This is a genomic window from Actinoallomurus bryophytorum, from assembly GCF_006716425.1.
GTDB lineage: Bacteria > Actinomycetota > Actinomycetes > Streptosporangiales > Streptosporangiaceae > Actinoallomurus > Actinoallomurus bryophytorum.
This window is the reverse complement of the sequence record NZ_VFOZ01000001.1, coordinates 1764903-1789158: the sequence shown is the minus strand read 5'-3', so window position 1 is coordinate 1789158 and position 24256 is coordinate 1764903. Positions and strand designations below refer to the sequence as shown.

The window sequence follows — 24256 nt, the reverse complement described above, 5'->3', positions numbered from 1 at the left end:
CTCGTACCGGCCGCGGGGCCCGGGGCGTGTCCGGCGGACACGCCCCGTGGATCAGGCGGCGCAGACCGCGCTGACGCGGTGGCGGCGCTGGGCGAAGTCGCGCTCGCGGTCGGCGGCGTCGAAGCCCAGCCACACCTTGTCGGGCATCCGCAGATCGCCCGGCCGCGCGGTCGGGACGAAGGTCTCGCTGCGCATGACGCCGTCCTCGATCGTGAGGTGCGTGCCCTCGCGGATCAGGACCGCGGACTGGAAGCGCACACGCGTGCCGCGCTCCAGGGTCCGGAACCAGGCCGGGTTGGAGGCCCAGTAGATGTTCCGCTCGCCGTCCATGGCCACGCAGAGCGGGCTCAGCGCGGCGCGTGCCAGGTGCAGGCGGCCCGGGTCGGCCCGGTCGACCCAGGCGAGCGCGGTACGGCCGTGCAGGGCGCTCAGGACCTCTACCGGCCGGTGCCCGGCGGCCAGCGCCTGGTAGATCACCTCACTGTCGGTGGCCCCGATGGCGGGCGGCAGGGCGAACCGGGTCCGCAGATCCGCCGCCTCGACGTCGCCGTTGTGCGTGCCGGCGAGCGAGCCGACCAGCAGCGGACCGGCGTTCACGAGCTGGTCCGGTGAGCCCTGTGTGGCCCAGCGGGTGTGGCCGAGCGCCACCGGTGCCCGGTCCAGGTCGGCCAGCAGATCGGACCGCCACACCGCGGTGAACCGGCCGCGGCCCTTGACCACCCGGCAGCCGCCGTCGGTGACGTCGCCCTGGATCGTCGGTGTCACGACGTTCATCGCCCCCGGCCGGCCGAACAGCGCCACCCCGGCCGATTCGACGCCGCGTTCTTCGGCGAGCATGCCGAGCGCCACGAACGCGTCCGAGGCCCATTCCGGGTGTCGCGCCCCCGAAGCGCGCAAAAGACCGAACAGTCCACACATGGATCGCACCCCCATCTGTCCCCCTGCTGCTCCCATATGACGCGTCGATCGCTCCGGCGGTTCGCCGCATTCGCCGACCGCATAGGCTCATCACGTGAACCGTGCTCCACGATGGTTGCTGCCGGCCGTCCTGGCGGTCCTCGTGTCCGCCGTGATCGTCGGCACGATTCTCCATTGAGTCGCCCGCGCCACGCTTCGCGTCCCCGGCGAGCGGTGAGGATTCCGAGCATGCCGCTCACCAGCCTGTTCCTCGTCGCCTTCGCCGCGCTCGTCACAGCGGCGATCCCGGGCGCCGCCGCGGCGGCCGATGACGGCCCGGCGAAGCTCTGCACGATCAAAAACCCGCGGATCGATGAGTCGAGCGGCCTGGCCGCGAGCCGGCGCCATCCCGGCATCGTCTACACCTTCAACGACTCCGGCGGCCGGGCCCAGGTGTACGCCCTCGGACCCGACTGCCGCACGCGGGCGACGCTGACGCTCGCCGGGGCGAGCAACCGCGACTGGGAGGCGATGGCGCTCGGCCCGGACGGCATCTACGTCGGCGACATCGGCGACAACCTCGACGGGGCCTGGCCGTACGTCACCGTCTACCGGATCCCCGAGCCGACGGTGCTGCGCAGCCAGACGCTGCGCGCGACCGCCTACCGGATCAAGTACGCCGACGGGCCGCGCAACGCGGAGACGATGATGATCGATCCGCGCAGCGGGCGGCTCTACATCGCGAGCAAGGCGTTCGGCGACTCGCTGTACGAAGGGCCGAAGAAGCTGCGCACGAGCGGCTTCAACGTCATGCACAAGGTCGGCGGCGCCCCGTTCTACGCGACCGACGGGGCGTTCTCCCCGGACGGCCGGACGTTCGTGATCCGCGGCTACTGGGACGCCGAGATCTACAGGGCGCCCGGCAAGAAGCTGACGGACGTGTCGATCCCGAACCAGAAACAGGGCGAGGGCATCACCTTCACCGCCGACGGCCGGTCGCTCCTGGTCAGCTCCGAAGGAGTGCGGCAGCCTCTGTGGAAAGTGCCGGTTCCGGCCAGCGCACTCCCGCCGAAGGCCAAGTCCGCGGCCCCCTCCGAGCAGTCCGGAAAGGGGCACGCAGGGGGTTCTACCAGCGGTTCGAACAAGTTGTCGGTGACCGCGATGGTGGCGGTCGCGGGAGTGATCGTTCTGATCGCCGCCTTGTTCGCTCGCAGACGAGGGTCATGACGGGATGGGCGCTGACATGTCACGATCTGTTCTCGTGAACCTCGAGCTGATCGGCCTCCGCGCTCCGGCGCGCCGGCTGCGTCCGGTGGCGGCCGGGCCCTTCGCCCTTTTGTCGCTGGTCGTCGCGTTGTTGCCGATCCGGCCGGCCGGGGCGTGGCTGGCCGCCGTGGTCGCGTGCAACGTGGTGCCGTGGCTGCTGGGCCTGCGTGAGGCACGGCCGGGGAGGTGGCGGCTGTCGGCGAAGGGACTGGAACGCCTCGCCGCCGACGGCTCGGTCCTGGAGGCGTACGCGCTGGACCGCGTGGAGGAGTTCGCGCTGACCGCGGACGACGGGATGCTCACGATCTTCCACCGCTTCGGCGTCACCGTGGCCGGATCCCTCGCGGACATGGGCTTCGATCCGCTGACCTTCTACGTCACGGCCCGCCGCCTCGGCATCACCACGCACGTGATCGACGGTGACCGGTCGGTCTTCGAGGACGAGAGCCTCCCCCCGGAGGACGACGCTCCCCGCGCGCTCGGCCGCCGGGCCGAACAGCGCCTGCGCGACCAGGAGGCGGCACTCCTCGCGATCGTGCACGAGCCGCGGACCGCCGGGCGTACCGACGCCGGGCGGCTGAGCACGACGGCGACCGCGTGGCGGCGTACGACGACGGTCGGCCTCCTCGTGACACTGCTCTCGCTGACCATGGTGGCCCGGATCGCGCTGGGAGGCGGCCTGGAGTTCGGCAGCCGGCTGATCGGCGGGCTGTGGGCGCTCGCCGGCGGGGTGGCGCTGATCGCCGCGCGCCGCCGCCGGCTCGCGGGCGCGCCGCTGACCTGGAACATCACGCCATCGGAGCTTCGCGTACGGCACGCGACGGTCGGTGAGTGGCGTGTGCGCGCGGACGCCGTCGCCGCGGCGGTCGTCGGCCCGGGTTCGGCCATCGACCCGGTGACGGGCGGGCCGGTCGCCGACCAGACGGTCGTCACGGTGTTCGGCCACCGGCTGGAGATCATCGCCCGGCTGCCCGCACATGGCCTGGACGCGTTCCAGCTCACCCACGCGCTGGACGAGCGCGGCTACCACGTCATCACGCCCGACCAGGGCACCGTACGCCCGTCGGAGTACGGCCTGGCCGGCCTGCCGGAGATCTTCTCCCGCGTCCCCGGCGGACGGCTCGTGGTCGACGACGACGGGATCGGCTGGGCCGACGGTGCGGGCGACGTCATCCTGCGGATGCCGCGCGACCGCATCGGCGGGATGGAGCTGCTCACCGTCGACGGCCACGCGTGGCTGCGGATGTACGACGACGAGGGCGATGAGTTCCTCGCCGCGCCCCTGTCGATGCTGCGCATCTCGCGTACCGACCTGCGCGACGCCGCGCGGCGCGTCCAGCTCCCGATCACCGACGCGGAGTACGACGCGTACGTCAACGCCACCTTCTACGGGTCGATGACGCACGTCGAGGCGGTCACCGGGCCCTCGCCGGAAAAGCCGAAGGCGCTGCCGGCGGCCCAGCTCGACGTGCCGCCGCGTACCCGCGCTCTCGCCTACGCGGTGACCGCGACGCTGTGCGAGCTGGTCGCGGTGCTCGGCTCGCTGTGGCTGCGCGTCGACCTCGGCGGGTTCTGGACCGCGCTGGCGTGGGCGGCGCCGTCCGGCCTCGCACTCGGCCTCGCGGGCGCGTGGCTGTACGACCGCAACCGTCCGCAGCTGCGCGTCTCGGCGTCCGGCATCTCGTCGGTGACGCGGCTCGGGCGCACCGAGTGGAGCGTCACCCGGCAGGCCCTGGGCGGGGTCGGCATCGACGAGGCCGAGGCGCCGAGGCTGGTGGTGTGGAGCCCGGCCGGGCGAGTGCTGCGGCGTGTGTCGTTCCCGCCCGACCTCGCCGAGCTACGCCGCGAGTGCGAACGTCACGGCCTTCCGTGGGGGCCGCCCGACGCCGGGCACAGCGCCGCGCCGCCTCCCGAGCTGTGACCCGTTGTTGTCCGGACGCCCGGACAACGATGATCTGGCCGTCCGAGCGCGAGTCGTCTCCATGCTGCCGCAGGAACCAGGCCGCCACGGACGGTTGGGAGAGCGTTGTTCCAGGCTGGACACCGGAGCCAGGCATCCGCAGCGCCTTGTCGGAGGGCGGCGGGGAACTGGTCGAACGGGTATAAGAACGACGAGTCAACCGCCTGAGGTTCAGTCGCTGTGAACTCGCCGACGGGATCCACACGTATGTCAAGGTCGAGCTCCGCGTAGGTAGGTACGCTTCTGGAGCTATTGCGTTTGCTTCGTTTGCTGCACATACTGCGATTAGAAGGGGGGACGGGGATGAGCAACCTGACAACAAAGCGTTCGATCCAACCGGGCGAGATCGACGCCGCGGTCGCAGCGCGCGCGGTCCGAAGGATCAAGGACTATCTCATGCGTCATCCTGACCAGCAGGCGATCGAGGTCGGGGGCGAGGTCGGAGATGAGGATCCGCTGATCGTGCCGCGCGACGCGGTGGCGATGCTCGCCTACATCCTCACGGAGGCGGCGGATGGCCGGGGAATTTCGATCATTCCCTCGCACGCCGAACTGACCACCCAGCAAGCGGCTGACATGCTGAACGTCTCTCGCCCTTATCTGATCAAGCTGCTGGAATCCGGCAAGATCGACTTCCGGACCGTCGGGACACATCGCCGTGTCACCGCCCAAGCGCTCATGGAGTACAAACGGCATGACGGCCTCAAGCGCCGTGCCGCCGCTGACGAGCTCGCCGGCCTCAGCCAAGAACTGGACCTTCCCTGATCCTGGCCTTCGTTGTCGTCTATGACGCGAGCGTTCTGTACGGGAACACTCTTCGGGACTTGCTCATTCGCATCGCTCAAACAGGCATGGTGCAGGCGAAGTGGACCGAGGAGATCCTCGATGAGGCGTTGGGAACCTTGTGAAGGATCGCCCTGACATCCCGCACGAGAAGCTGCGGCGGTTACGCGAGCTGATGAACAACTCCGTCCCGGACTGTCTTGTCGACGGCTATGAGGCACTGACCGACGGCCTGAAGCTGCCCGACCCCGACGATCGACACGTGCTCGCCGCCGCGATCAAGGCCCATGCGCAGGTCATCGTCACGTCCAACCTGGTCACCGGACGACTTCGTACTCGACCAAATCGAACTCGATGACAGGATCGTCTGGGCATGCCTCCAGCAGAGTGTTGATTCCCGCGTCAACCACCGGAGACGATTGAGGACGTGCTGACCGCGCTGGAGCGCGCGGGTCTGGTGGAGTCCGTCGCCGCGCTACGGACACGACCCGAGCGGTAGGTCACCCTCCCTTCCTCACGGGGCCGCATCGTCACTGCCGGTCGTCCATCGACCCTCTCGAGGCGCCCTAGTCGGCTCCCGTAGGGAGAAAGCGCACGCCGTGCCGGCCCACGGCGGCCGTATGAGTGATCAGAGCCTCTCGACGACGTGGTCGACGCAGGCGGTGAGCGCCTCGACGTCGGCGGGGTCGACCGCCGGGTACATCGCGATGCGCAGCTGGTTGCGGCCCAGCTTGCGGTACGGCTCGGTGTCGACGATGCCGTTGGCGCGGAGCACCTTGGCGACCTCGGCGGCGTCCACGCCCTCGAAGTCGATCGTGCCGACGACATGTGAGCGGCTGGCCGGATCGGTCACGAACGGTGTCGTGTAGGAGGTCTTGTCGGCCCAGGTGTAGAGCCGCTGGGCGGAGTCGGCGCAGCGGCCGGTCGACCAGGTCAGCCCGCCCTGGGCGAGGAACCAGTCGATCTGGTGGGCCATGAGCAGCAGCGTCGCGACGGACGGGGTGTTGTACGTCTGGTCCTTGCGCGAGTTGTCCAGGGCGACCTTCAGGTCGTAGAAATCCGGGACGTAGCGGCCGGATCCGGCGATCTCCTCGATCCGGGCCAGCCCGGCCGGCGAGACCAGCGCCAGCCAGAGCCCGCCGTCGGAGGCGAAGCCCTTCTGCGGCGCGAAGTAGTACACGTCGGTCTCGGCCACGTCGACCGGCAGGCCGGCGGCTCCGCTGGTGGCGTCCACGAGGACCAGGCCGTCCGCTCCCGCCGGCCGCTCGATCGGCATCGCCACACCGGTCGAGGTCTCGTTGTGGGTGAAGGCGTAGGCGTCCACGCCCTCCTCGGCCACCGCGCGCGGGTGCGTACCCGGCGCGGTCTCGATCACCGATGGGTCCGACAGCCAGGGGGCCTTCTGGGCGACCTTGGCGAACTTGGAGGAGAACTCCCCGAACACCAGGTGCTGCGACCTGTCCCGCACCAGGCCGAACGCCGCGGCGTCCCAGAACGCGGTCGTGCCGCCGTTGCCCAGCACGACCTCGTAGCCGTCGGGCAGCGAGAACAGCTCGGACAGGCCCTCACGTACCCGTCCGACGACGGACTTGACCGGCCGCTGGCGGTGCGAGGTGCCCATGTAGGTGGCGCCGGTCGCGGCCAGGGCGCTCAGCTGCTCCGGGCGGACCTTGGACGGGCCAGAGCCGAATCGGCCGTCGGCGGGCTTGAGGCTTTCCGGGATCACGATGTCGGTCACTCAACGAAGCCTAATGAAGTCACGCCGGTGTTCTCAGCCAGGTCCGCGATGTGAGACCACGTCCTGACGCCGGCCGCGCCGCCGCAGCAGCGCCCGTCCCGCGAGTGACACGAGCACCAGCAGGCAGATCACCGAGACGCTCGCCGGGTACAGCCACGGTCTGCCGGCCCGGTGCGCGTCGACCGCCGCGCCGCCGGAGTCGTAGGACAGCAACGCGAGCGCGCCGGCCATCACCCAGGCCACGATCGCCCAGGACGCACGGTTGCGCCGCCCGGCGCGTTCGGCGCGGGCACGCTCCTCCCGCAGCTCGGTGTCGTCGGCGTCTTCGTCTCGTGGGCCGGTGTACATGGATCCCATTTTTCACCCCTGTCCCAGGGGCTGTCCCGAAGTCCCGCCGGGGACTTCGGGACAGGCCCGGCGGACGCGTACGGCCCGCTGATGCCTTGGCATCGCGGGCCGTCGTGTCCCCTTGGACGGGCCGGCTCAGACCTTGTGCGTGAGCTCGGCCGAGCCGTCAACCTCAGCGACCGGGCGGGGGGCCGGGCCGATGTAGTGCGCGCTGGGCCGTACGAGCCGGCCGGTGCGCTTCTGCTCGAGAATGTGCGCGGCCCAGCCCGCCGTGCGTGCGCACGTGAACATGGCCGGCATCATGTGCGGAGGCACCTCGGCGTAGTCGAGGATGACCGCCGCCCAGAACTCCACGTTCGTCTCGATCGGGCGGTCCGGGCGGCGCTCGCGCAGCTCGGCCAGCGCCGCGTCCTCCAGGGCCTTGGCCGCCTCGTACCTCGTGGCGCCCAGTTCCTTGGCGGTGCGTCGCAGTACGCGGGCGCGTGGGTCCTCGGCGCGGTAGACGCGGTGGCCGAAGCCCATGAGGCGCTCGTGGTGGTCGAGGATGTCGGCCACGACCTTGCGGGCGTCTCCGAGCTGCTCGACCTTCTCGATCATCGGCAGCACGCGTGCGGGAGCACCGCCGTGCAGCGGACCGGACATGGCGCCGATCGCGCCCGACATCGCGGCCGCGACGTCGGCGCCGGTGGAGGCGATGACACGGGCGGTGAACGTGGAGGCGTTCATGCCGTGCTCCGCGGCGGACACCCAGTAGGCGTCGATCGCCGTGATGTGCTTGGGATCCGGCTCGCCGCGCCAGCGGATCATGAACCGCTCGGTGATGGTGCGCGCCTCGTTGATGCGGTCCTGGGGGACCATCGGCAGGCCGAGACCGCGAGCGCTCTGGGCGACGAAGGACAGGGCGGTGACCGACGAGCGGGCCAGGTCCTCCCGTGCCTGCTCGTCGCTGATGTCGAGCAGCGGACGCATGCCGTAGGAGGGAGCGATGATGGGGAGGGCACTCTGGACGTCGACGCGCACGTCGCCGGAGTGCACCGGGAGGACGTGGGGTTCGGCCGGGGCGAGCCCGGGGTCGAAGCTGTTGTCGACCAGCAGGCCCCATGCGTCACCGAAGGAGACGTGGCCAACGAGGTCTTCGATGTCGACTCCCCGGTATCGGAGAGCGCCGCCCTCCTTATCCGGTTCCGCGATCTCAGTCTCGAAGGCTACGACGCCCTCGAGACCGGGTTTGAAGTCGGACATGTTCTGTCCTGCCTTTCGTCCCCTGTGGTGTACAGACCCGATTGATAATTGAACCTCTTCTTGCCCGGTGGTCTGTACCCCTGGGGGTGTGATATGCGCAATTTTTTCGTTTCCGGCAACTCTATGCGGGAACCCTGCCGTGTCACCCCCCGGGGGACGCGAGAGAATGTCCTGTCGTGGAGCAAACTGATCCCGCCGGCCTCCGGAGGTCCTACAAGGATGCCCCGTTGGACGAACGCGACCTCGCCCCCGACCCGTTGAGCCAGTTCGACACCTGGTTCGCGGATGCGGTGGCGGCGGAGTTGCCCGAGCCCAACGCCATGGTCCTTGCCACGGTCACCGCAGACGGTACGCCCACCCTCCGTACGGTCTTGCTCAAGGGGTACGGTCCAGAAGATTTTCGCTTCTTCACGAACCACGGATCGCGCAAGGCGCGGGCCATCGCGGAGAACCCCCGGGTGTCACTTCTCTTCCCCTGGCACCCCATCCGCCGGCAAGTGATCATCGAGGGGATCGCGGAGCGCCTGAGCCGCGAGGCGTCCGCCGCCTACTTCCGCACCCGGCCGCACGGTTCGCAACTCGGGGCGTGGGCGAGCGAGCACCAGTCCGCGGTGATCACCCGTGAGGAGCTGGAGCAGCGGTACGCCGAGCTCGCACGCCGCTGGCCGGACGAGGTGCCGCTGCCGGACTTCTGGGGCGGCTACCGCGTGGTGCCGACCAGTGTGGAGTTCTGGCAGGGGCGGCCCGACCGGCTCCATGACCGGCTGCGATACCGTCGTGTCCACGCGGACGAACCAGACAAATGGGTGGTGGAGAGACTAAGCCCGTGAGTTCCGACCCCCAGCCCTCATCCCCCGACCGGCATGCGACGGCCTCCTCAGCCGACATCGACGGCGAGACCGATACCGACATCGGCGACGTCCGGAGCGACCCCCGCGCCGCGCGCGGATCACTGTCCGGACGTGCCGGGCGGCTGGCCCGGCGGGCCGCGATCGACACGCGCCCGCTGGGGCATGTGGCGTTCCGGCGGCTCTGGCTGGGGCAGGCGGTGTCCTTCACCGGCTTCCAGCTCACCTCGGTCGCCATCTCTGTCCAGGTCTATGACCTGACGAAGTCCTCGCTGTGGGTGGGCCTGCTCGGCCCCGCCAACCTCATCCCGCTGATCATTTTCGGGCTGTGGGGCGGTGCGGTGGCCGACACGATGGACCGCCGCAAGCTCCTGATCATGGCCTCCATCGTGACGTGGACCGCCACCCTCGGCCTGCTCGTGCAGGCGATCCTGGACGTCGGCAGTGTCTGGCTGATCATCGGTCTCGTCGTGGTGCAGGCGATCGGTTTCGCGATCAGCTCGCCCACCCGCGGCGCCGTGATCCCGCGCCTGCTCCCGACCGTCCTCGTGCCCGCGGCCAACACCCTGAACTTCACCGCCTCCCAGGTCGCCACGTTCGTCGGGCCCGTGCTCGCGGGCGTGGTGATCGGGCACGGCGGCTACGCGGTCGCGTACGGCATCGACGCCGTGCTGTTCACCGTGGGGTTGTACGCCGCGCTGCGGCTCCCCAGGCTGGCGCCGATCGGCGGAGAGATCCGGCGACCCGGGCTCCGCTCGGTCATCGAGGGCCTGCGCTTCCTGGTCACGCGGCCGGTGCTGATGATGTCGTTCGTCGTGGACATCATCGCGATGGGCGTCGCGATGCCGCGCGCGCTGTTCCCCGAGGTCGCCGACACCCGCTTCGGGGGAGAGGAGGCGGTCGGCTGGCTCGTCGCGGCGATCGCCATCGGCGCGGTGGTGGGCGGCCTCGTGTCCGGCTGGATCGGCCGGATCCATCGGCAGGGCATCGCTCTCATCGCCGTCATCGCGGTGTGGGGCCTGGCGGTGGCCGCGTCGGGACTGATGGGCTCGCTGTGGCTCGCGGTACTCCTGCTGGCCGTGGGGGGCGCCGCCGACCTCGTCTCCGCGGTGTTCCGGCAGACGATCCTGCAGACGTACGCCCCGGACGAGATGCGCGGGCGGCTGCAGGGGGTCTTCACCGTCGTCGTGGCCGGCGGGCCGCGGCTGGGCGACCTGCGCGCCGGCGCGACCGCCTCGGTCGTCGGGGTGACGGCCTCGTGGACCGGAGGCGGCCTCGCCTGCGCGGTCCTGGTCGTCGTCATCGGGCTCGCGGTGCCGTCCTTCCGCCGCTACACGACGGCGGCGCGCGGCCCGGTGGCCGAGCGGCCGGACCCGTGACGGGTCAGCCGAGGACCTCGGCGGCGACCTTCAGGTCCGCGACCAGCCCGGCGTACGCCGCGTCGCGGTCGTCGGCGCGCAGCACGGCCGAGGGATGCACGGTCGCCACGTAGCAGGCGTTCTGCCGCGCGGTCTCGTCGTCGATGGGCGGGCGCGGGATGAGCCGCCCGCGCTGCCGCGTCACGCGGAACGACGGGCCGAGCAGCGCCTTGGCGGCCGTGGCACCGAGCAGAACGATGATCTCGGGATCGATGATGTGCAGCTCGGCGGCGAGCCACGGGCGGCAGGCGCTCATCTGGGCCGGGTCCGGCGTCTGGTGGATGCGGCGCTTGCCCGGGCCGTCCTGCTTGAACCGGAAATGCTTGACGGCATTGGTGACGTACGCGTCAGACCGGTCGATGCCGGCATCCACGAGGGCCTTGTCGAGGAGTTTGCCGGCCGGGCCGACGAACGGTGCTCCCTGCCGGTCCTCCTGGTCGCCGGGCTGCTCGCCGATCATGACGACGCGTGCGGCGGCCGAGCCCGAGCTGAAGACCGTCTGGGTCGCGTCGGCGTACAGGTCGCAACCCTGGCAGCCCGCCGCGGCGCGGCGCAGCCCGTCAAGTCCGGCTCCCGGCGGGACGTATCGTCCCGCTCCATCGAATCGTGACATGGCGGTCCCAACCTACCGTCAAGAAAGGTCTTCTGCCTGGCGGGAAGACCACAAGGCCGATTCACGTTCGGGTATATGAACAGACAAGGATCGCTCTTGCCGGTGCCGACTCCCCGCAGAGTCGCGTTCAGCCGTAGCATCAGAGGGCGAACTGGAGGAAACCTTGACCGCACACGGCTTGATCGACACAACGGAGATGTATCTCCGTACGATCTTCGAGCTCGAGGAAGAGGGCATCGTCCCGCTTCGGGCCCGAATAGCCGAGCGGTTGTCGCAGAGCGGCCCGACGGTGAGCCAGACGGTGGCACGCATGGAACGCGACGGGCTGGTGACGGTCGAGGGCGACCGTCATCTCGACCTGACCGATACCGGCCGATCCCTTGCGGTCCGGGTGATGCGCAAGCACAGGCTCGCCGAGTGCCTTCTCGTCAACGTCATCGGACTCCCGTGGGAAGAGGTCCATGTCGAGGCCTGCCGCTGGGAGCACGTGATGTCCGAGGAGGTCGAGCGCCGGCTGGTCTCCCTGCTCGGAGACCCTTCGACGTGCCCGCACGGCAACCCGATCCCCGGCCTCGGGGAGCTCGGCGCGGACGTGCCGGAGGCGCCGCCCGGCGAGCCGCTGGCACTCATGACCGACGTCGCGACGGCCACCGGCACACCCGTCACCGTCCGGCGGATCAGTGAGCAGGTCCAAGGCGACACGGCGCTCATGCTTAGACTCAAGCAGGTTGGGATACAACCGGGACGTGAGGTGACGCTTGCCGCAGGCGACGACGGTGTCAGGGTGACGCGTGACGATGAAGCCGACAGCCCCTCGACGGAGATTCCCAGCCGTATCGCCTCTCACGTCTTCGTGTCCAAGCGCTGAGTTGCCCATTCCACGTATCCGAAGCCTCGGTTCGTCGTTCAATAGAGATGAGGACGGCGCGGGGAGTCCGACGATGACCACCCGGAGCCGGCACGCAACGCCCGGGGTCAACGGCGCGAGGGACGGCAAGGTGGCAGGCCAATGAAGCGCTGGGGTGAAACTCCCATGGACGCGCTCCTGCCGCCCGAGACGGTGCTGAACCAGGCGGAGATGGCGGTCATCGTCTGCGACCGCTACAGCAACCTGCTCTACTGCAACGCCTTCACCGAAAAGCTTCTGGGGTTCGGCGGCAGCGAGTACATCGGCCGGTCCATCCTCTCTCTCGGCATCGCCGAGGAGGATCACGACCTGGCCAAGGAGCTGGCCCGGCACGTGCTGAAGGGCGCGGTCTGGGAGGGCACGTTCTGCAATCTGCGCGCCGACGGCAGCACCGTCTACACGCGCGCGTACGCGGTACCGCTGCGGCACCCGTCCGGGTCGGTCGAAGGCACCGTGATCTTCGCCCGCGAGGCGCTCCGCAGCAACCAGCGCGACCAGGACCGCTACGGCCTGCTCGAACGCATCGGTGAGCGGCTGGCCGCGTCGCTGGAGCTCCGGCAGACGCTGCGGAGGGTGGCCGACACCCTCGTGCCGCAGTTCGCCGACCACTGCTTCATCGACCTGTTCAGCGGCGAAAAGCTCGTACGCCGCGCCTCCCGGCACGGCAACGCCTGGGTGGCGCCGCCCGGCACGTGGGCCGAGGTCGGCGAGACCGTCGCGTACCCGCCCGGCCACCCCGCCGCGAAGGCCCTGGCACGCAGGGACGCGGTGGTCATCGAAGACGTCGTGGCCGAGCGCATGACCGCGCCGAACGCCGCGAGCAAACAGCTCGGCGACGACCTCGGCATCACGTCGGTGATCTCGGCACCGCTGCTCGCCCGCGGCGAGGTGCTCGGGGTGATGAGCCTCGCCCTCTCGGGCATCAGCCGCCGGCCCGACCCGCACTACGACGGCTTCGACCGCGACCTGATGGGCGCGATCGCCAGCCGGGTCGCGCTCGCCATCGACAACGCCATGCTGTTCGAGGAGGAGCGCGAGACGGCGCTCGCGTTCCAGATGAACCTCCTGCCCGGCGAACGCCCGCCGCAGCTCGACGGCCTGGAGATCGCCTGGCGCTACGAGCCGGCCAGGCCCCTGGAGTCGCACGGCCAGGGCATCCAGACACAAGTCGGCGGCGACTGGTACGACGTCATCCCGCTGTCGGCGGGCCGGGTCGGACTCGTCATCGGCGACGTCGAGGGACGCGGTCCGCGCGCGGCGGCCGTGATGGGGCAGTTGCGCGCCGCGCTCCGTGCCTTCGCGCAGGACGACAAACCGCCGGCCGACATCCTGCTCAAGCTCGACGAGTGGGTCCGTACGATGGTCAGCCCCCGCCGTTACCGCGAGTCGGTCCGCGGCCAGCCGGACGAGGCGCTGGAGCGCCACCCGCTGGTGTCCTGCACCTACTTCGTCTACGACGCGTGGTCGCGCACCCTGTCCTTCGCCAACGCCGGGCACGAGCCGCCGCTGCTGCTGCTCGACGGCGAGGTCATCGACATGGAGTCGGTGGGTAAGGGCGCGATGCTCGGCGTACGGGAGCCGGGAGTGGGCGGCGAGATCCTCTACGAGGAGGAGACGCGCGAGCTGCCCCCGGGCACCACGCTCGTGCTCTACACCGACGGGCTGATCGAGCGCCGTCCGAAGGACGACGGCGAGCACTACACCCGCGAACAGGCCCGCGAGATGCTGCGCGAGTCCGTGCGCGGTGCCGACCGCAAGGACGTCGAGGCGATCGCGAACGCCGCCTTCGACGCCGTCCCCGGCGACATCGACGACGACGTCGCGATCGTGGTCGTCCGTACCGCACCGGTCCGGCTCCAGGTCGAGGAGCGCACCTTCCAGGCTGAGCCGATCATGGTCTCGGAGGCGCGGCGCATGGCCGCCGAGACGTTCGCGAGCTGGGGCATGCTCGACGAGCAGTCCGAGCTCGCGTGCCTGCTGGTCTCCGAGGTCGTCACCAACGTGGTGCTCCACGCGGCCAACACACCCGCGCCGCGCCGCGAGCTCGTCCTGGAGGGCGCGCTGACGCTCGACGGGCCCGCCGGCTTCGACGACCCGTGGGACGAGCTGCCCGATCTCACCCGGCGCGAGCCCGCCATCAAGGAGTTCACGCTCCGGCTGCGCCGCGGCGAACGCTCGATCTGGGTCGAGGTACTCGACAAGGACCTGCGACTGCCACGCATCCGCAGTGCGGGGGAGACCGACGAGGGCGGCCGTGGCCTCTACCTCGTCGACCAGCTCGCCGCACGCTGGGGATCCCGGCCCACCAACGACGGCAAGGCCGTCTGGTTCGAGATTCCGCTGAAGTCCTAGCCGGGGCGCCGGAAGCCAGGGCCTGTCTCATAGTCATGCTGTCGGCGGCGCCTGGGTGGCGCCTGGGTGGCGCCTGGGTGGCGCCACCTAGGGTTATCCACAGAACCCCGCTCTACTTTCGCCCGCCGCTGTTCTGGCTGGACAATGAGAGTGGGATGGCACCCCCGGGCGGGTGGGCTCCAGGGGGGTGGGCTCCAGGGGGGTGGGCTCCAGGGGGGTGGGCTCCACGGCGGGTCGATCCCACGGCGGGTCGATCCCACGGCGGGTCGATCCCCACGGCGGGTCGATCCCCACGGCGGGTCGATCCCCACGGCGGGTGGGCCCCACGACGGGGCGGGCCCAGACCGGGGACTTCGAGACAGGCTCTACGCTGGAACTGTGCTGGCGTGGGAGGTTCGCAGGCCCGGTCCGGTCGAGACCGGGCCGCTCGAGGCGGTCACCCGTGACGTGCCCGAGCCCGGACCCGGTGAGGTGCTGGTCCGCGTGCTCGCCTGTGGCGTCTGCCGTACCGACCTGCATGTGGCCGAGGGTGACCTGCCGCCGCGGCTGCCCGGCGTGACGCCCGGTCACGAGATCGTCGGAGAGGTCGTCCGGCAGGGGCACCGCTTCGCCGAGGGCGACCGCGTCGGTGTGGCGTGGCTGCGCAGCACGTGCGGCGTCTGCGCCTACTGCCGTCGCGGCGCGGAGAACCTCTGCCCCTCATCGCTCTACACCGGCTGGGACGCCGACGGCGGTTATGCCGAGTACGCCGTCGCGCCCGAGGCGTACGCCTATCCGCTGCCCGGAGACCGGCCGGACATCGAGGTCGCGCCCCTGCTGTGCGCGGGCATCATCGGATACCGCGCGCTGCGCCGTGCCGAGCTGCCGCCCGGCGGACGGCTCGGCATCTGGGGGTTCGGTGGCTCGGCGCACCTGGCGGCGCAGATCGCGCTGGCCGAGGGTGCCGCGGTGCACGTCTTCACACGCGCGGCGGCAGGGCGTGAGCTGGCTCTCGAACTCGGCGCGGCGTCCGCGCAGGACTCCTTCGATCCCAGCCCCGAGCCCCTCGACTCGGCGATCATCTTCGCGCCCGCCGGAGAGCTGGTGCCGGCCGCGCTGCGCCGCCTGGACCGCGGCGGCACGCTGGCCATCGCCGGCATCCACCTCAGCGACGTGCCCGTACTCGACTACCAGGACGACCTGTTCCAGGAGCGTCAGCTCCGCAGTGTGAGCTCCAACACCCGCGCCGACGGCGAGGAGTTCCTGCGGCTCGCGGACCGGCTCGGCCTGAAGGTGACGGTGACGCCGTACCCGCTGGACCAGGCCGACCGCGCGCTCGCGGACCTGTCCGGCGATCGGGTCAACGGAGCGGCTGTCCTGGTGCCAGGCGCGGCCGGCTGACCGGCTCGACCGCGAAGAAGACCCACGACTGGGCGAACCACAGCTCGTTGCCGATCATGCGGGGCTGGGCGCCGGTCCTGGGGCCGCCGTCGAGCTCGGCGATGAGCTCCCGGCGGATCCGCTCGGGCTTGGGCGCGTCCGCCAGCCAGGGCTCGACGGGCCGTTCGATGGTGAACATGTCGAGCCTGCGGGTCCAGCCGCCGGCCCGTTTGAGCACGTCGAGCAGCTCGGTCAGGGTCCGCTTCGTGGTGTAGGCGGGATCGCGGAGCCGTTCGATGCGGTCACTGTCTCCGCCGCGCGTGCGTACGAGGTCGGCGAGTACGAGACGTCCACCGCAGACCTGGAGCAGGTCGTGCACGAGCGCGATCTGGTCGTCGGACCTGCCGAGGGCGAGCGACGCGGTGACCAGGGTGAACTTCTCGGTGGGCAAGGAGCCGGGTCGGGCGGTGATGACGTCGCGGACCCACGGGCGGATGGCCAGGGCGAGGCCGGAGCCGCCGGGCGTGATGTCGAGGCAGATGTCGTCCCGCCGGGGCTCGGCGAAGTCAACAAGCCGGCGCAGGTGCCAGGACGTGGCGTTCGCCTGGCTGTTCGCCTGCGAGCTTGCTTGGGGCACGGGGTCGCCTCCCACGGCGGTATCGGGGCTTCGCATCGGGTATGACGTGTTCCCCGTGCCGGGAGTTCGGGGAAATCGCTACTTGTTGAGCGTCTGACCCCAGACCATCAGCACGACGACCACGAAGAAGAACATGAAGCCGAAGGTGTTGCTACGCGACATGCCCAGGCCGATGCGCCGCATGATCCGGGTGATGATGAACGCCCCCAGGATCGCCAGCAGTGCGAGCGTGACAAGACCACTCAACGACTCTCTCCTCCGGACGACCGGCCCCAGCGTAACTCCAAACGCCGGCCGTTCCGGGCGTCACGGGGCGAATTCCGTGCGGCGGCGTGGCGTCGCCGGGACACGGGTACGCCGGTACCAGCGAGGCCGCCGCCGAGAGCGGACGCGGCCGTGACAAGGACCTCACCGGCAGGGGAGAGCGCCCCCCGATCCCTTTGACGCATCCGGTGAGATGGGGGGACCTCATGACATGTCATCCGTACTCCTACGCCGCCGTGGGGCTGCTGCTGACCGCGCTCGGCGCGTGCGGCGCCGCCGGAGGCGGCCGGCAGGTGGCCGTGACGGCGCCCGTCTCCTCCGGCAGCGCGGTCTCCTCCGGTGACCGTGCCTGGCTGGCGGCGACGCACCAGGCCGACCTGGCGGACGTGCAGTACGGCAGGCTCGCCGAGAGGAAGGGCGCGACCGCGGCGGTGCGCCACGCGGGGAGCATGCTCGCCGCCGACCACACCGCGTTCGACCAGAAGGTGACCGCGGTGGCGGGCGGCCTGGGCATCGAGCTGCCCAGGAGCGAACGGCCCGCGCAGCTGGCCCTGGCCCAGCGACTGCAGAAGGAGTCGGGCAGCCGGTTCGACCGCGACTTCGTGGCCGCGATGGTCGAGGAGCACAAGAAGGCCATCACGGCCGCCGGTGAGGAGATCAGGAGCGGGTCCTCGCCCGAAGTCACCGCCCTGGCCCACGCCGCCCTCCCGGCACTGCGCGAACACCTGAGCATGCTCCGGAAGGCGAGCCCCGTCGGCTGATGAGCCGGGGGTCCACCCGGGGGTGGAGGCCGGACCACCCGTACGCCGATGACGCGAGGCCGCAGGTCGCCTTTACTCAGAACATGGACCAGATGCTTCGTGCCGCTGACCGGGACCGCGACGAGGTCACCGAGATCCTGCGGGAGCACTACGCACAGGGACGGCTCACCCTGGAGGAGTTCGGCGAGCGCAGTGCCGCCGCGATGGCGGCCCGGACCATGGGGGAGCTCCAGGCGCTGACCGCCGACCTTCCCGCGTCCGCCGAGCCGGAGAACACCGCCTGGTCACGGACCAGGATGCGGTGGATAGCGGTGGCCGGAGTGGTCGCGACCGCGATCGTCCTCGGCATCGTGACCTATGCCGGTCACTTCGCACTGGCCTGGCCGACCTGGCTGGTCATCCTGGTCGCCATCCGGCTCCTGCACGGCCGGCGCCGCACACCGCACCTGCGCGGATCACACGAGGGCCGGCACGCGCCCTAGGAGGCCGGCGGCGGGTCGGTGAGCAGGCGGCGCGGGCCCGGGCCGAGTGCGCCCAGACGGTCGGCGGGGTTGGCGAGCCGGCAGTGGTGCAGGGACAGGCAGCCGCATCCGATGCAGCCGATCAGGTCGTTGCGGAGCCGCTGCAACTGCTCGATGCGGACGTCGAGCTCGCCGCGCCACGCGGACGAGAGGCGTGCCCAGTCCCGCGGCGTGGGCGTGCGTTCCTCCGGCAGCTCGGCTAGGGCGTCCCGGATGTCGTTCAGCGGGATGCCGACGCGCTGTGACACCCGGATGAAGGCGACGCGGCGGAGCACGTCGCGGGCGTAACGCCGCTGGTTGCCCACCGTACGGCGGCTGCCGATCAGCCCCTTCTTCTCATAGAAGTGCAGTGCGGAGACGGCGACGCCGCTGCGCGCGGCCACCTGGCCGACGGTCAGCTCGTGCGCGTCCCATGGGGGGTTCTCCATGCGCCCAGCCTAGGAGCCGCGAGCACCAACCTCAGCATTGGTCGAGGTTGCCGTGGACGGGAGAGCAGGGTCACATGGAAGACGCGGTCAGGCGAGGTAACCTCGTACTGACCGAATAGTGTTCGGTTGTTAGGGACGGAACCCTCAACAGAAGACATTGGAGGCGTCGTGGCCGAGGCGTACATCGTCGGAGCGGTCCGTACCCCGGTCGGTACGAAGAAGGGTGCGCTGGCGGCGGTGCATCCGGCCGACCTGGGCGCGCACGTGCTGAAGGAGCTCGTCGAGCGTACGGGCGTCGACCCCGAGGCGGTCGACGACGTGATCATGGGCTGTGTCATGCAGGTCGGCCCGCAGTCCCTCGACATCGCACGTACGGCGTGGCTGTCGGCCGGGCTGCCCGACCGGGTCCCGGGCGTGACCATCGACCGGCAGTGCGGCTCGTCGCAGCAGGCGATCCACTTCGCCGCCCAGGGTGTGCTGTCGGGCACTCAGGACCTTGTCGTGGCCTCAGGCGTGGAGAACATGGGCATGGTGCCGATGGGCTCGAGCGTGGCCATGGCCCTGGAGAAGGGCATGCCCTTCCCGTACGGCGAGGGCTGGAACGAGCGCTACGGCGACCAGGAGATCTCCCAGTTCCGCGGCGCGCAGCTCATGTGCGAGAAGTGGGGCTTCAAGCGCGGCGACCTGGAGCAGTTCGCGCTGGAGAGCCACCGGCGCGCGGTGAACGCGATCGAGAGCGGTCACTTCGACCGTGAGATCGCGCCGATCGCCGGCGTGACCAAGGACGAGGGCGCACGCCCGGACACCACGCTGGAGAAGATGGCGGGCCTGAAGCCGCTGCGCGACGGCTGGGAGCTCACCGCGGCGGTGGCGTCGCAGATCTCCGTCGGCGCCGGCGCGCTGCTGATCGCCTCCGAGGAGGCCGTCAAGCAGCACAACCTGACGCCGCGGGCGCGCATCCGCACCCTGATCGTGGAGGGCTCGGACCCGGTCTACATGCTGACCGGCCCGATCCCGGCGACCGAGAAGGCACTGCGCCGCGGCGGTCTTTCCATCGACGACATCGACGTGTTCGAGGTCAACGAGGCGTTCGCCCCGGTGCCGCTGGCCTGGGCCAAGGACACCGGCGCGTCGCTGGAGAAGACCAACCCGAACGGCGGCGCGATCGCGCTGGGACACCCACTGGGCGCCACCGGCTCGATCCTGATGACCAAGCTCCTGCACGAGCTGGAGCGTACGGGCGGCCGTTACGGCCTGCAGACGATGTGCGAGGGCGGCGGCCAGGCCAACGCCACGATCATCGAGCGCGTCTGATCTCGTAGCCGCCGCAAGGCGGCGGCGAAGGGGCGGGGTGCCTGTGCGGTACCCCGCCCCTTCGTCATTCCCGGGGAAGTGTTCTCTCACCTCTTGGAGAGCTTGTTTACGGCTGACGAAGATGGAAATATACAACTCAGCTTGAAGGTTAGCTCTCGACAAGAGAACAAGAAACCTGGAGGTGTCTTCCATGCTGTTGACGTCGATCGACCCGTTCATGCAGGAGTTCGAGCGCCAGTTCGACCGGTTCACCCGCCGGCAGCCCACGGTCATGCCGATGGACGGCATCCGGCGCAAGGACGAGGTGGTCCTCCGCTTCGACCTGCCCGGCATCGACCCGAGCTCCATCGAGGTCACCGTGGACCGAGGCGTCCTCACGGTCGGCGCCCGCCGCGAGGAGGAGTACGCCGAGGACGAGCAACTCTTCGTCCGCGAGCGCACGATGGGCACCTACACCCGGCGCGTCTACCTGTCCGAGCACCTCGACGCCTCCGGCATCGACGCCGCGTACGACGACGGTGTCCTGGCGGTCCGCATCCCGGTGCTGGAGCAGGCCAAGCCGCGCAAGGTCGAGGTCCAGACCAGCGGCCGCAAGGCGCTCAGGAAGTAAGCCCGACATCCCGGGCGGGCGTCCTCTGCCGGGAGGCCCGCCCGGGTGCATTATGGGGGCACCATGTCCTCACTGCCGATCGATGACAGTCAGGCCGCGCTCTACACCGTCGGCCAGGTCGCGACCATGCTCCGCGTACAGCAGGCCTTCCTGCGCCGGCTCGACGAGCACGAGGTCGTGCGGCCGAGCCGGTCCCCGGGAGGGCAGCGGCGCTACTCACGGCACGAGATCACGCTCGTCCAGTACGTCGTACGGCTCACGGACGAGGGGATGACCCTGGCGGCGATCCGCCGCATCCTCGAGCTCGAACACGAGCTTCGGGCGGCCCGCCGGCGCATCGCCGAGCTGGAGGCCGAGCGGGCCGGCGGCGATCCGGCTCAGGCGTCGCGGCGGCGCACCACGAGGTAGCCGCCCGCGACGGCGGCCGCCGCCCACAGGATGAGGATGCCCAGTCCGGTCCACGGGCCGAAGCCCCGGTAGGTGATGAACGACGGGTCCGGCCGCACCACTCGCATCATCACGACGCTGACCTGGTCGGGTAGGTACTGCGCCACCATACGGATCCTGCGCACGTTGCCGAGCCCCTGGGAGCCGAGGAACAGCAGCGGGATCATGATCCCCAGCGGCAGCGCCGTGCCTCGTGCCATCGCCGCGACCCCCATCGCGAACACGCACATCAGCGTCAGGTAGGCCGCCGCGAGCAACGTCGCCCGCAGGGCGCCCGGCGCGCCCAGCGACACGCCGTGCGGCCCGAGCGCGGCCTGAGCCACGAAGAACGTGACGAACGCGGTGACCAGCGAGAACACGGCAGCCGTCAGAGCTCCGGCCAGGACCTTGGCGCCGTAGAACAGGCCCCGCCGGGGCACCGCGACGAGCGAGGCGCGGATCATGCCACTGGTGTACTCCGTGCCGACGAGCAGCACGCCGAACGCCACGAGTGCGATCTCGCCCATCGTCAGGCCGGAGAAGCCGGCCAGGACCGGGTCGAAGTTCGCGCGGGCCTCGGCGTCCATCCGGCCGAAGCCGTTCCGCAGGGTGAGCCCGAACAGAAGGGCGACGCCCACGCAGAGCACGAACGTCAGCAGGAGAACCCAGACGGTCGAGCGCACCGTGCGGATCTTGACCCATTCCGCCCGCAGGGCCGCCCTCGCGGCGCTCATCGCGTGCCTCCGGCCTGGGACGTGTCCCCGGTGAGCCGCATGAACGCCTCTTCCAGCGAGGCCTCACGCAGCGCGACCTCGTGCACGACCAGCCCGCGGGCGGCGGCCAGCTCCCCGATCCTGGCCGGGTCGGCGCCCTCCGCCTCGAGAGCGCCGTCCGGCGCCTGGCCGACGGCGATACCCGCACCGGCCAGCACGTCGCGCATCCGCTCCGGCTCGGGCGTACGGATCCGGACGCATGAGCGGCTGTTGGCGGCGATGAACCCGGCCATCGTCGTGTCGGCGAGCAACCTGCCGCGGCCGATCACGATGAGATGCTCCGCGGTGACCGCCATCTCGCTCATCAGATGGCTGGAGACGAACACCGTCCGGCCCTCGGCGGCGAGCCTCTTCATCAGGTTCCGGATCCACAGGACGCCTTCGGGGTCCAGGCCGTTGACCGGCTCGTCGAGCAGGAGCACCGGCGGGTCGCCGAGCAGGGCGGCGGCGAGCCCGAGCCTGCGGCCCATACCGAATGACAGGTGCTTGATCCGCTTGCGTGCGACGCCGTCCAGCCCGGTCAGCCGCAGCACCTCCGTCGGCCGCCCCTCGGGTATCCGGTTGCTCCGCGCCAGCCAGAGCAGATGGTCGCGCGCTCTGCGGCCGCCGTGCGCGGGAGTGGTCTCCAGGAGCGCTCCGACGCGCCGCAGGGGTTCGCGCAGACGGGCGAAGGGTGCGCCGTCGATGAGGGCCCGGCCGCCGGTGGGCCGGTCGAGGCCCAGCAGGATCCGCATCGTGGTGGACTTCCCCGCGCCGTTGGGCCCGAGGAAGCCGGTCACCCGCCCGGGCCGCACCGTGAACGCCAGGTCGTCGACGGCGGTCGTCCCGCCGTAGCGCTTGCTCAGATTCCGTACTTCGATCACTCTGCTCACGCTAGGAACCGCGCGGGCGCGCCACAGTCCTCGAAGGTCGACGGTCCGGCCGACCAAAGTAGACGTGAACGCGCGGGAAGTAGCCTGCTGCGCATGGGCCGACACCTGCTCGCCGCCGCCGTGGTCGCCGCCGACACCGCCCTGCTGGCGGCCGCGCACTGGGACGTCCTGCACTGGTGGGGGATCCCGGTGTTCGTGCTCCCGCTCGCGCTGGTCGTGGCTCTCTGCCGCCGGGCTCCGGTCGCCGCCTTCGCGCTGGCGCTGGCGTTCGTGGTGCTGGCCGGCGGGGCGTACGTCCTGCTCCTGTGGGCCGGCTACCAGGCCGGGCGCCACGTCAGGTCCCGTACGGGCATGGCGGTCGTCGCCGGTGCGGCGCTCGGCGGGCTGGGCGGAGAGCTCCTGGTCCGTCCCCCGGAGCCGCGGCTGGTCCCCAACCTCGTCTTCGCGTACGTCATGTTCGTGGCGCTTCCCCTGCTCGTCGGCCGGTACCTCGCACAGCACGAGCGGCTGGTGTCGGCGCTCGACCGGAACAACCGGCGGCTCCGCTGGGAACGCGAGCTTCTCGCCGAACAGGAGCGGCTGCGCGAACGGCTGCGGATCGCACGGGACATGCACGACTCACTCGGCCACCACCTCAGCCTGGTGTCGATCCAGGCGGCGGCGCTGGAGGTGTCCGTGCCTCCGGCGCAACGCGACGCGGCCCGGCGGCTGGGTACGGCGGTGAGCGGCGCCGTGGACGAGCTGTCCACGGTGGTCGGCACTCTCCGCCGGGACGAGACACGGTCCCCCGCCACGATCGACGAGGTCGTGGAGGAGTTCCGGTCGGCCGGTGTGCCGGTGACGCTGCGGCGGGAGGGGGAGCCGCGTCCGCTGGGCGCGGACGCGGAACAGGCGGCGTACCGGGTCGTCGAGGAGGGGCTGACCAACGCGGCACGGCACGCGTACGGACGGCCGGTCGCGGTGAGCCTCGAATGGCAGCCGGACGGCCTGCTGGTCACGGTCGTCAACGCTCTCGCCGACCAGGTCCCCGGCCGCGCCGGCCATGGCCTGACCGGCCTGGAGGAGCGTGTGCGCGCGGCCGGGGGGTTCCTCGACCACAGGCCGGACGACGGGCGGTTCCGGCTGGTGGCGACGCTGCCCTTCGTAGCGGAGACCGAGGAGACGCCCGCGGCGGGAGAGGTACGCACGGCCGCGCTGGGCTTCGTCACAGCGGCCCTGATGTTCGTGGTCCTGCCGGCGAGCATGCTCCTCGGAGTCGGCTGAGATGATCAGAGTGCTGGTCGCCGACGACGAGGCGCTCATCCTGGCGGGCATCCGTACGGTGCTCGGTTCGGCGCCCGACATCGAGGTCGTCGCCCAGGCGAGTGACGGGCGGACGGCGGTGGAGGAGGCGGTCCGGCACCGGATCGACGTCGCCCTGATCGACATCAACATGCCGGTGATGGACGGCCTGAGCGCGATCGACGAACTGCGCCGCCGGGCGCCCGGCGTGCGCTCGGTGGTCCTCACCTCCTTCGGCGCCGAACCCAATGTGGTGCGCGCCGTGCAGAGCGGCATGGCGGGGTTCGTGCTCAAGAACTGCGGCCCGGAGGAGCTGATCCGTGCGGTGCGGGCGGCCCACGACGGCGAGGCGTACCTGTCGCCGGCCGTGACCCGCATGGTGCTGGGCATGGTCACCGAGCCCGGCCGCCGCCGGGAGGCGGCCGAGCGGCTGGCGGCCCTGTCCCCGCGCGAGTCGGACGTGGCGTACCTCGTCGCCGAGGGCCTGTCCAACGCCGAGATCGGACGGCGGCTGCACATGAGCGAGACGACCATCAAGACCTACATGACGCGGATCCTGGCGAAGCTGGACTGCGCGAACCGCGTCCAGGCCGCCCTCCTCGTTCGCGACGCCGGCCCGCGGGCGTGATGGGGGATTG

General features: G+C 70.7%; 26 protein-coding genes and 1 pseudogene. 17 read left to right on the top strand and 10 right to left on the bottom strand.

Annotation, left to right across the window (positions count from 1 at the left end):
- Positions 1 to 51: 51 nt before the first annotated feature.
- Positions 52 to 918 (bottom strand): class II glutamine amidotransferase, encoded by an 867-nt coding sequence (locus tag FB559_RS08415; RefSeq protein ID WP_185792098.1) that lies wholly within the window; start codon positions 916 to 918, stop codon positions 52 to 54.
- 228 nt (positions 919 to 1146) lie between these two features.
- Between FB559_RS08415 and FB559_RS08410 the strand changes: the two genes are divergently transcribed.
- From FB559_RS08410 to FB559_RS47000, 5 genes and pseudogenes are all read left to right on the top strand, one after another.
- A complete protein-coding gene (locus tag FB559_RS08410; RefSeq protein WP_141955033.1) occupies positions 1147 to 2124 on the top strand; it encodes a hypothetical protein in 978 nt (325 codons plus the stop codon).
- 34 nt (positions 2125 to 2158) lie between these two features.
- On the top strand, positions 2159 to 4084 hold the full coding sequence (locus tag FB559_RS08405; RefSeq protein ID WP_246121433.1) for a hypothetical protein: 1926 nt from the start codon (positions 2159 to 2161) through the stop codon (positions 4082 to 4084).
- 342 nt (positions 4085 to 4426) lie between these two features.
- Complete coding sequence (locus FB559_RS08400; RefSeq protein WP_141955029.1) at positions 4427 to 4888, top strand: excisionase family DNA-binding protein; 462 nt, start codon at positions 4427 to 4429, stop codon at positions 4886 to 4888.
- A gap of 139 nt (positions 4889 to 5027) precedes the next feature.
- Positions 5028 to 5264: a PIN domain-containing protein gene (locus FB559_RS45340; RefSeq protein WP_246121431.1), complete on the top strand. Its 237-nt coding sequence runs from the start codon at positions 5028 to 5030 to the stop codon at positions 5262 to 5264.
- Positions 5194 to 5405: pseudogene (locus tag FB559_RS47000) on the top strand (VapC50 family PIN domain-containing toxin). The gene FB559_RS45340 and the pseudogene FB559_RS47000 overlap by 71 nt, the downstream one beginning before the upstream one ends.
- A gap of 129 nt (positions 5406 to 5534) precedes the next feature.
- Here the strand turns inward: FB559_RS47000 and serC are convergent.
- From serC to FB559_RS08380, 3 genes are all read right to left on the bottom strand, one after another.
- Positions 5535 to 6644: a phosphoserine transaminase gene (gene serC / locus FB559_RS08390; protein ID WP_141955027.1), complete on the bottom strand. Its 1110-nt coding sequence runs from the start codon at positions 6642 to 6644 to the stop codon at positions 5535 to 5537.
- A 33-nt stretch (positions 6645 to 6677) separates the two neighbouring features.
- A complete protein-coding gene (locus FB559_RS08385; protein WP_141955025.1) occupies positions 6678 to 7001 on the bottom strand; it encodes a hypothetical protein in 324 nt (107 codons plus the stop codon).
- Positions 7002 to 7127: 126 nt separating this feature from the next.
- On the bottom strand, positions 7128 to 8234 hold the full coding sequence (locus FB559_RS08380) for a citrate synthase 2 (protein ID WP_141955023.1): 1107 nt from the start codon (positions 8232 to 8234) through the stop codon (positions 7128 to 7130).
- 227 nt (positions 8235 to 8461) lie between these two features.
- Here FB559_RS08380 and pdxH point away from each other — a divergent pair, with 227 nt between their 5' ends.
- Entirely contained in the window at positions 8462 to 9064 is a 603-nt protein-coding gene (gene pdxH, locus FB559_RS08375; protein WP_246121430.1) for a pyridoxamine 5'-phosphate oxidase, read from the top strand.
- Positions 9061 to 10461 (top strand): MFS transporter, encoded by a 1401-nt coding sequence (locus tag FB559_RS08370; protein ID WP_246121428.1) that lies wholly within the window; start codon positions 9061 to 9063, stop codon positions 10459 to 10461. Before pdxH ends, FB559_RS08370 begins: the two co-directional genes overlap by 4 nt.
- A gap of 4 nt (positions 10462 to 10465) precedes the next feature.
- Here the strand turns inward: FB559_RS08370 and FB559_RS08365 are convergent, their stop codons facing one another.
- On the bottom strand, positions 10466 to 11113 hold the full coding sequence (locus FB559_RS08365; RefSeq protein ID WP_141955016.1) for a UdgX family uracil-DNA binding protein: 648 nt from the start codon (positions 11111 to 11113) through the stop codon (positions 10466 to 10468).
- Between the two features lie 163 nt (positions 11114 to 11276).
- Between FB559_RS08365 and FB559_RS08360 the strand changes: the two genes are divergently transcribed.
- The 3 genes from FB559_RS08360 (at position 11277) to FB559_RS08350 (ending at position 15752) form a co-directional block, all read left to right on the top strand.
- A complete protein-coding gene (locus tag FB559_RS08360) occupies positions 11277 to 11981 on the top strand; it encodes an iron-dependent transcriptional repressor DtxR (protein WP_141955014.1) in 705 nt (234 codons plus the stop codon).
- A gap of 141 nt (positions 11982 to 12122) precedes the next feature.
- Complete coding sequence (locus FB559_RS08355) at positions 12123 to 14372, top strand: ATP-binding SpoIIE family protein phosphatase (RefSeq protein ID WP_141955012.1); 2250 nt, start codon at positions 12123 to 12125, stop codon at positions 14370 to 14372.
- Between the two features lie 378 nt (positions 14373 to 14750).
- Positions 14751 to 15752 carry a zinc-dependent alcohol dehydrogenase family protein gene (locus tag FB559_RS08350; RefSeq protein ID WP_246121426.1) on the top strand — a complete coding sequence of 334 codons (1002 nt, stop codon included), beginning with the start codon at positions 14751 to 14753 and terminating at the stop codon, positions 15750 to 15752.
- Here FB559_RS08350 and FB559_RS08345 read toward each other — a convergent pair.
- Entirely contained in the window at positions 15712 to 16368 is a 657-nt protein-coding gene (locus tag FB559_RS08345; RefSeq protein ID WP_141955008.1) for a hypothetical protein, read from the bottom strand. The two genes, FB559_RS08350 and FB559_RS08345, sit on opposite strands and share 41 nt — an antisense overlap.
- A 78-nt stretch (positions 16369 to 16446) precedes the next feature.
- On the bottom strand, positions 16447 to 16614 hold the full coding sequence (locus tag FB559_RS43725) for a hypothetical protein (RefSeq protein WP_185792097.1): 168 nt from the start codon (positions 16612 to 16614) through the stop codon (positions 16447 to 16449).
- A gap of 224 nt (positions 16615 to 16838) precedes the next feature.
- Between FB559_RS43725 and FB559_RS08340 the strand changes: the two genes are divergently transcribed.
- On the top strand, positions 16839 to 17393 hold the full coding sequence (locus FB559_RS08340; protein WP_141955006.1) for a DUF4142 domain-containing protein: 555 nt from the start codon (positions 16839 to 16841) through the stop codon (positions 17391 to 17393).
- Between the two features lie 83 nt (positions 17394 to 17476).
- Positions 17477 to 17875 carry a DUF1707 SHOCT-like domain-containing protein gene (locus FB559_RS08335; protein ID WP_141955004.1) on the top strand — a complete coding sequence of 133 codons (399 nt, stop codon included), beginning with the start codon at positions 17477 to 17479 and terminating at the stop codon, positions 17873 to 17875.
- On the opposite strand, the gene soxR is transcribed toward FB559_RS08335, so the two are convergent.
- The gene (gene soxR, locus FB559_RS08330; protein WP_141955002.1) at positions 17872 to 18342 is read right to left on the bottom strand and encodes a redox-sensitive transcriptional activator SoxR; all 471 of its coding nucleotides are present in this window, start codon (positions 18340 to 18342) and stop codon (positions 17872 to 17874) included. The genes FB559_RS08335 and soxR overlap by 4 nt on opposite strands.
- Before the next feature lie 168 nt (positions 18343 to 18510).
- Here soxR and FB559_RS08325 point away from each other — a divergent pair, with 168 nt between their 5' ends.
- The 3 genes from FB559_RS08325 (at position 18511) to FB559_RS08315 (ending at position 20674) form a co-directional block, all read left to right on the top strand.
- Complete coding sequence (locus tag FB559_RS08325; protein WP_141955000.1) at positions 18511 to 19656, top strand: acetyl-CoA C-acetyltransferase; 1146 nt, start codon at positions 18511 to 18513, stop codon at positions 19654 to 19656.
- Between the two features lie 190 nt (positions 19657 to 19846).
- On the top strand, positions 19847 to 20266 hold the full coding sequence (locus tag FB559_RS08320; protein WP_141954997.1) for an Hsp20/alpha crystallin family protein: 420 nt from the start codon (positions 19847 to 19849) through the stop codon (positions 20264 to 20266).
- Positions 20267 to 20329: 63 nt separating this feature from the next.
- Positions 20330 to 20674, top strand: coding sequence for a MerR family transcriptional regulator (locus FB559_RS08315; RefSeq protein ID WP_141954995.1), 345 nt, complete (start codon positions 20330 to 20332; stop codon positions 20672 to 20674).
- On the opposite strand, the gene FB559_RS08310 is transcribed toward FB559_RS08315, so the two are convergent.
- Both FB559_RS08310 and FB559_RS08305 read right to left on the bottom strand, forming a co-directional pair.
- Positions 20644 to 21426, bottom strand: a complete 783-nt coding sequence (locus tag FB559_RS08310; protein ID WP_141954993.1) for an ABC transporter permease — start codon at positions 21424 to 21426, stop codon at positions 20644 to 20646. The two genes, FB559_RS08315 and FB559_RS08310, sit on opposite strands and share 31 nt — an antisense overlap.
- On the bottom strand, positions 21423 to 22328 hold the full coding sequence (locus FB559_RS08305; protein WP_141954990.1) for an ABC transporter ATP-binding protein: 906 nt from the start codon (positions 22326 to 22328) through the stop codon (positions 21423 to 21425). The genes FB559_RS08310 and FB559_RS08305 overlap by 4 nt, the downstream gene beginning before the upstream one ends.
- 102 nt (positions 22329 to 22430) lie before the next feature.
- On the opposite strand from FB559_RS08305, the gene FB559_RS08300 reads away from it, so the two are divergent.
- Together FB559_RS08300 and FB559_RS08295 are read left to right on the top strand one after the other, a co-directional pair.
- Positions 22431 to 23600, top strand: a complete 1170-nt coding sequence (locus FB559_RS08300) for a sensor histidine kinase (protein ID WP_141954988.1) — start codon at positions 22431 to 22433, stop codon at positions 23598 to 23600.
- A gap of 1 nt (position 23601) precedes the next feature.
- Positions 23602 to 24246 carry a response regulator gene (locus FB559_RS08295; RefSeq protein WP_141954986.1) on the top strand — a complete coding sequence of 215 codons (645 nt, stop codon included), beginning with the start codon at positions 23602 to 23604 and terminating at the stop codon, positions 24244 to 24246.
- Positions 24247 to 24256: the final 10 nt, after the last annotated feature.

Coding starts and splice junctions, on each gene's coding strand:
- FB559_RS08415 (WP_185792098.1), bottom strand. CDS start 918: ATGTGTGGACTGTTCGGTCTTTTGCGCGCTTCGGGGGCGCGACACCCG.
- FB559_RS08410 (WP_141955033.1), top strand. CDS start 1,147: ATGCCGCTCACCAGCCTGTTCCTCGTCGCCTTCGCCGCGCTCGTCACA.
- FB559_RS08400 (WP_141955029.1), top strand. CDS start 4,427: ATGAGCAACCTGACAACAAAGCGTTCGATCCAACCGGGCGAGATCGAC.
- FB559_RS08385 (WP_141955025.1), bottom strand. CDS start 7,001: ATGGGATCCATGTACACCGGCCCACGAGACGAAGACGCCGACGACACC.
- FB559_RS08380 (WP_141955023.1), bottom strand. CDS start 8,234: ATGTCCGACTTCAAACCCGGTCTCGAGGGCGTCGTAGCCTTCGAGACT.
- FB559_RS08365 (WP_141955016.1), bottom strand. CDS start 11,113: ATGTCACGATTCGATGGAGCGGGACGATACGTCCCGCCGGGAGCCGGA.
- FB559_RS08355 (WP_141955012.1), top strand. CDS start 12,123: ATGAAGCGCTGGGGTGAAACTCCCATGGACGCGCTCCTGCCGCCCGAG.
- FB559_RS08340 (WP_141955006.1), top strand. CDS start 16,839: ATGACATGTCATCCGTACTCCTACGCCGCCGTGGGGCTGCTGCTGACC.
- FB559_RS08335 (WP_141955004.1), top strand. CDS start 17,477: ATGGACCAGATGCTTCGTGCCGCTGACCGGGACCGCGACGAGGTCACC.
- soxR (WP_141955002.1), bottom strand. CDS start 18,342: ATGGAGAACCCCCCATGGGACGCGCACGAGCTGACCGTCGGCCAGGTG.
- FB559_RS08320 (WP_141954997.1), top strand. CDS start 19,847: ATGCTGTTGACGTCGATCGACCCGTTCATGCAGGAGTTCGAGCGCCAG.
- FB559_RS08315 (WP_141954995.1), top strand. CDS start 20,330: ATGTCCTCACTGCCGATCGATGACAGTCAGGCCGCGCTCTACACCGTC.
- FB559_RS08310 (WP_141954993.1), bottom strand. CDS start 21,426: ATGAGCGCCGCGAGGGCGGCCCTGCGGGCGGAATGGGTCAAGATCCGC.
- FB559_RS08300 (WP_141954988.1), top strand. CDS start 22,431: ATGGGCCGACACCTGCTCGCCGCCGCCGTGGTCGCCGCCGACACCGCC.
- FB559_RS08295 (WP_141954986.1), top strand. CDS start 23,602: ATGATCAGAGTGCTGGTCGCCGACGACGAGGCGCTCATCCTGGCGGGC.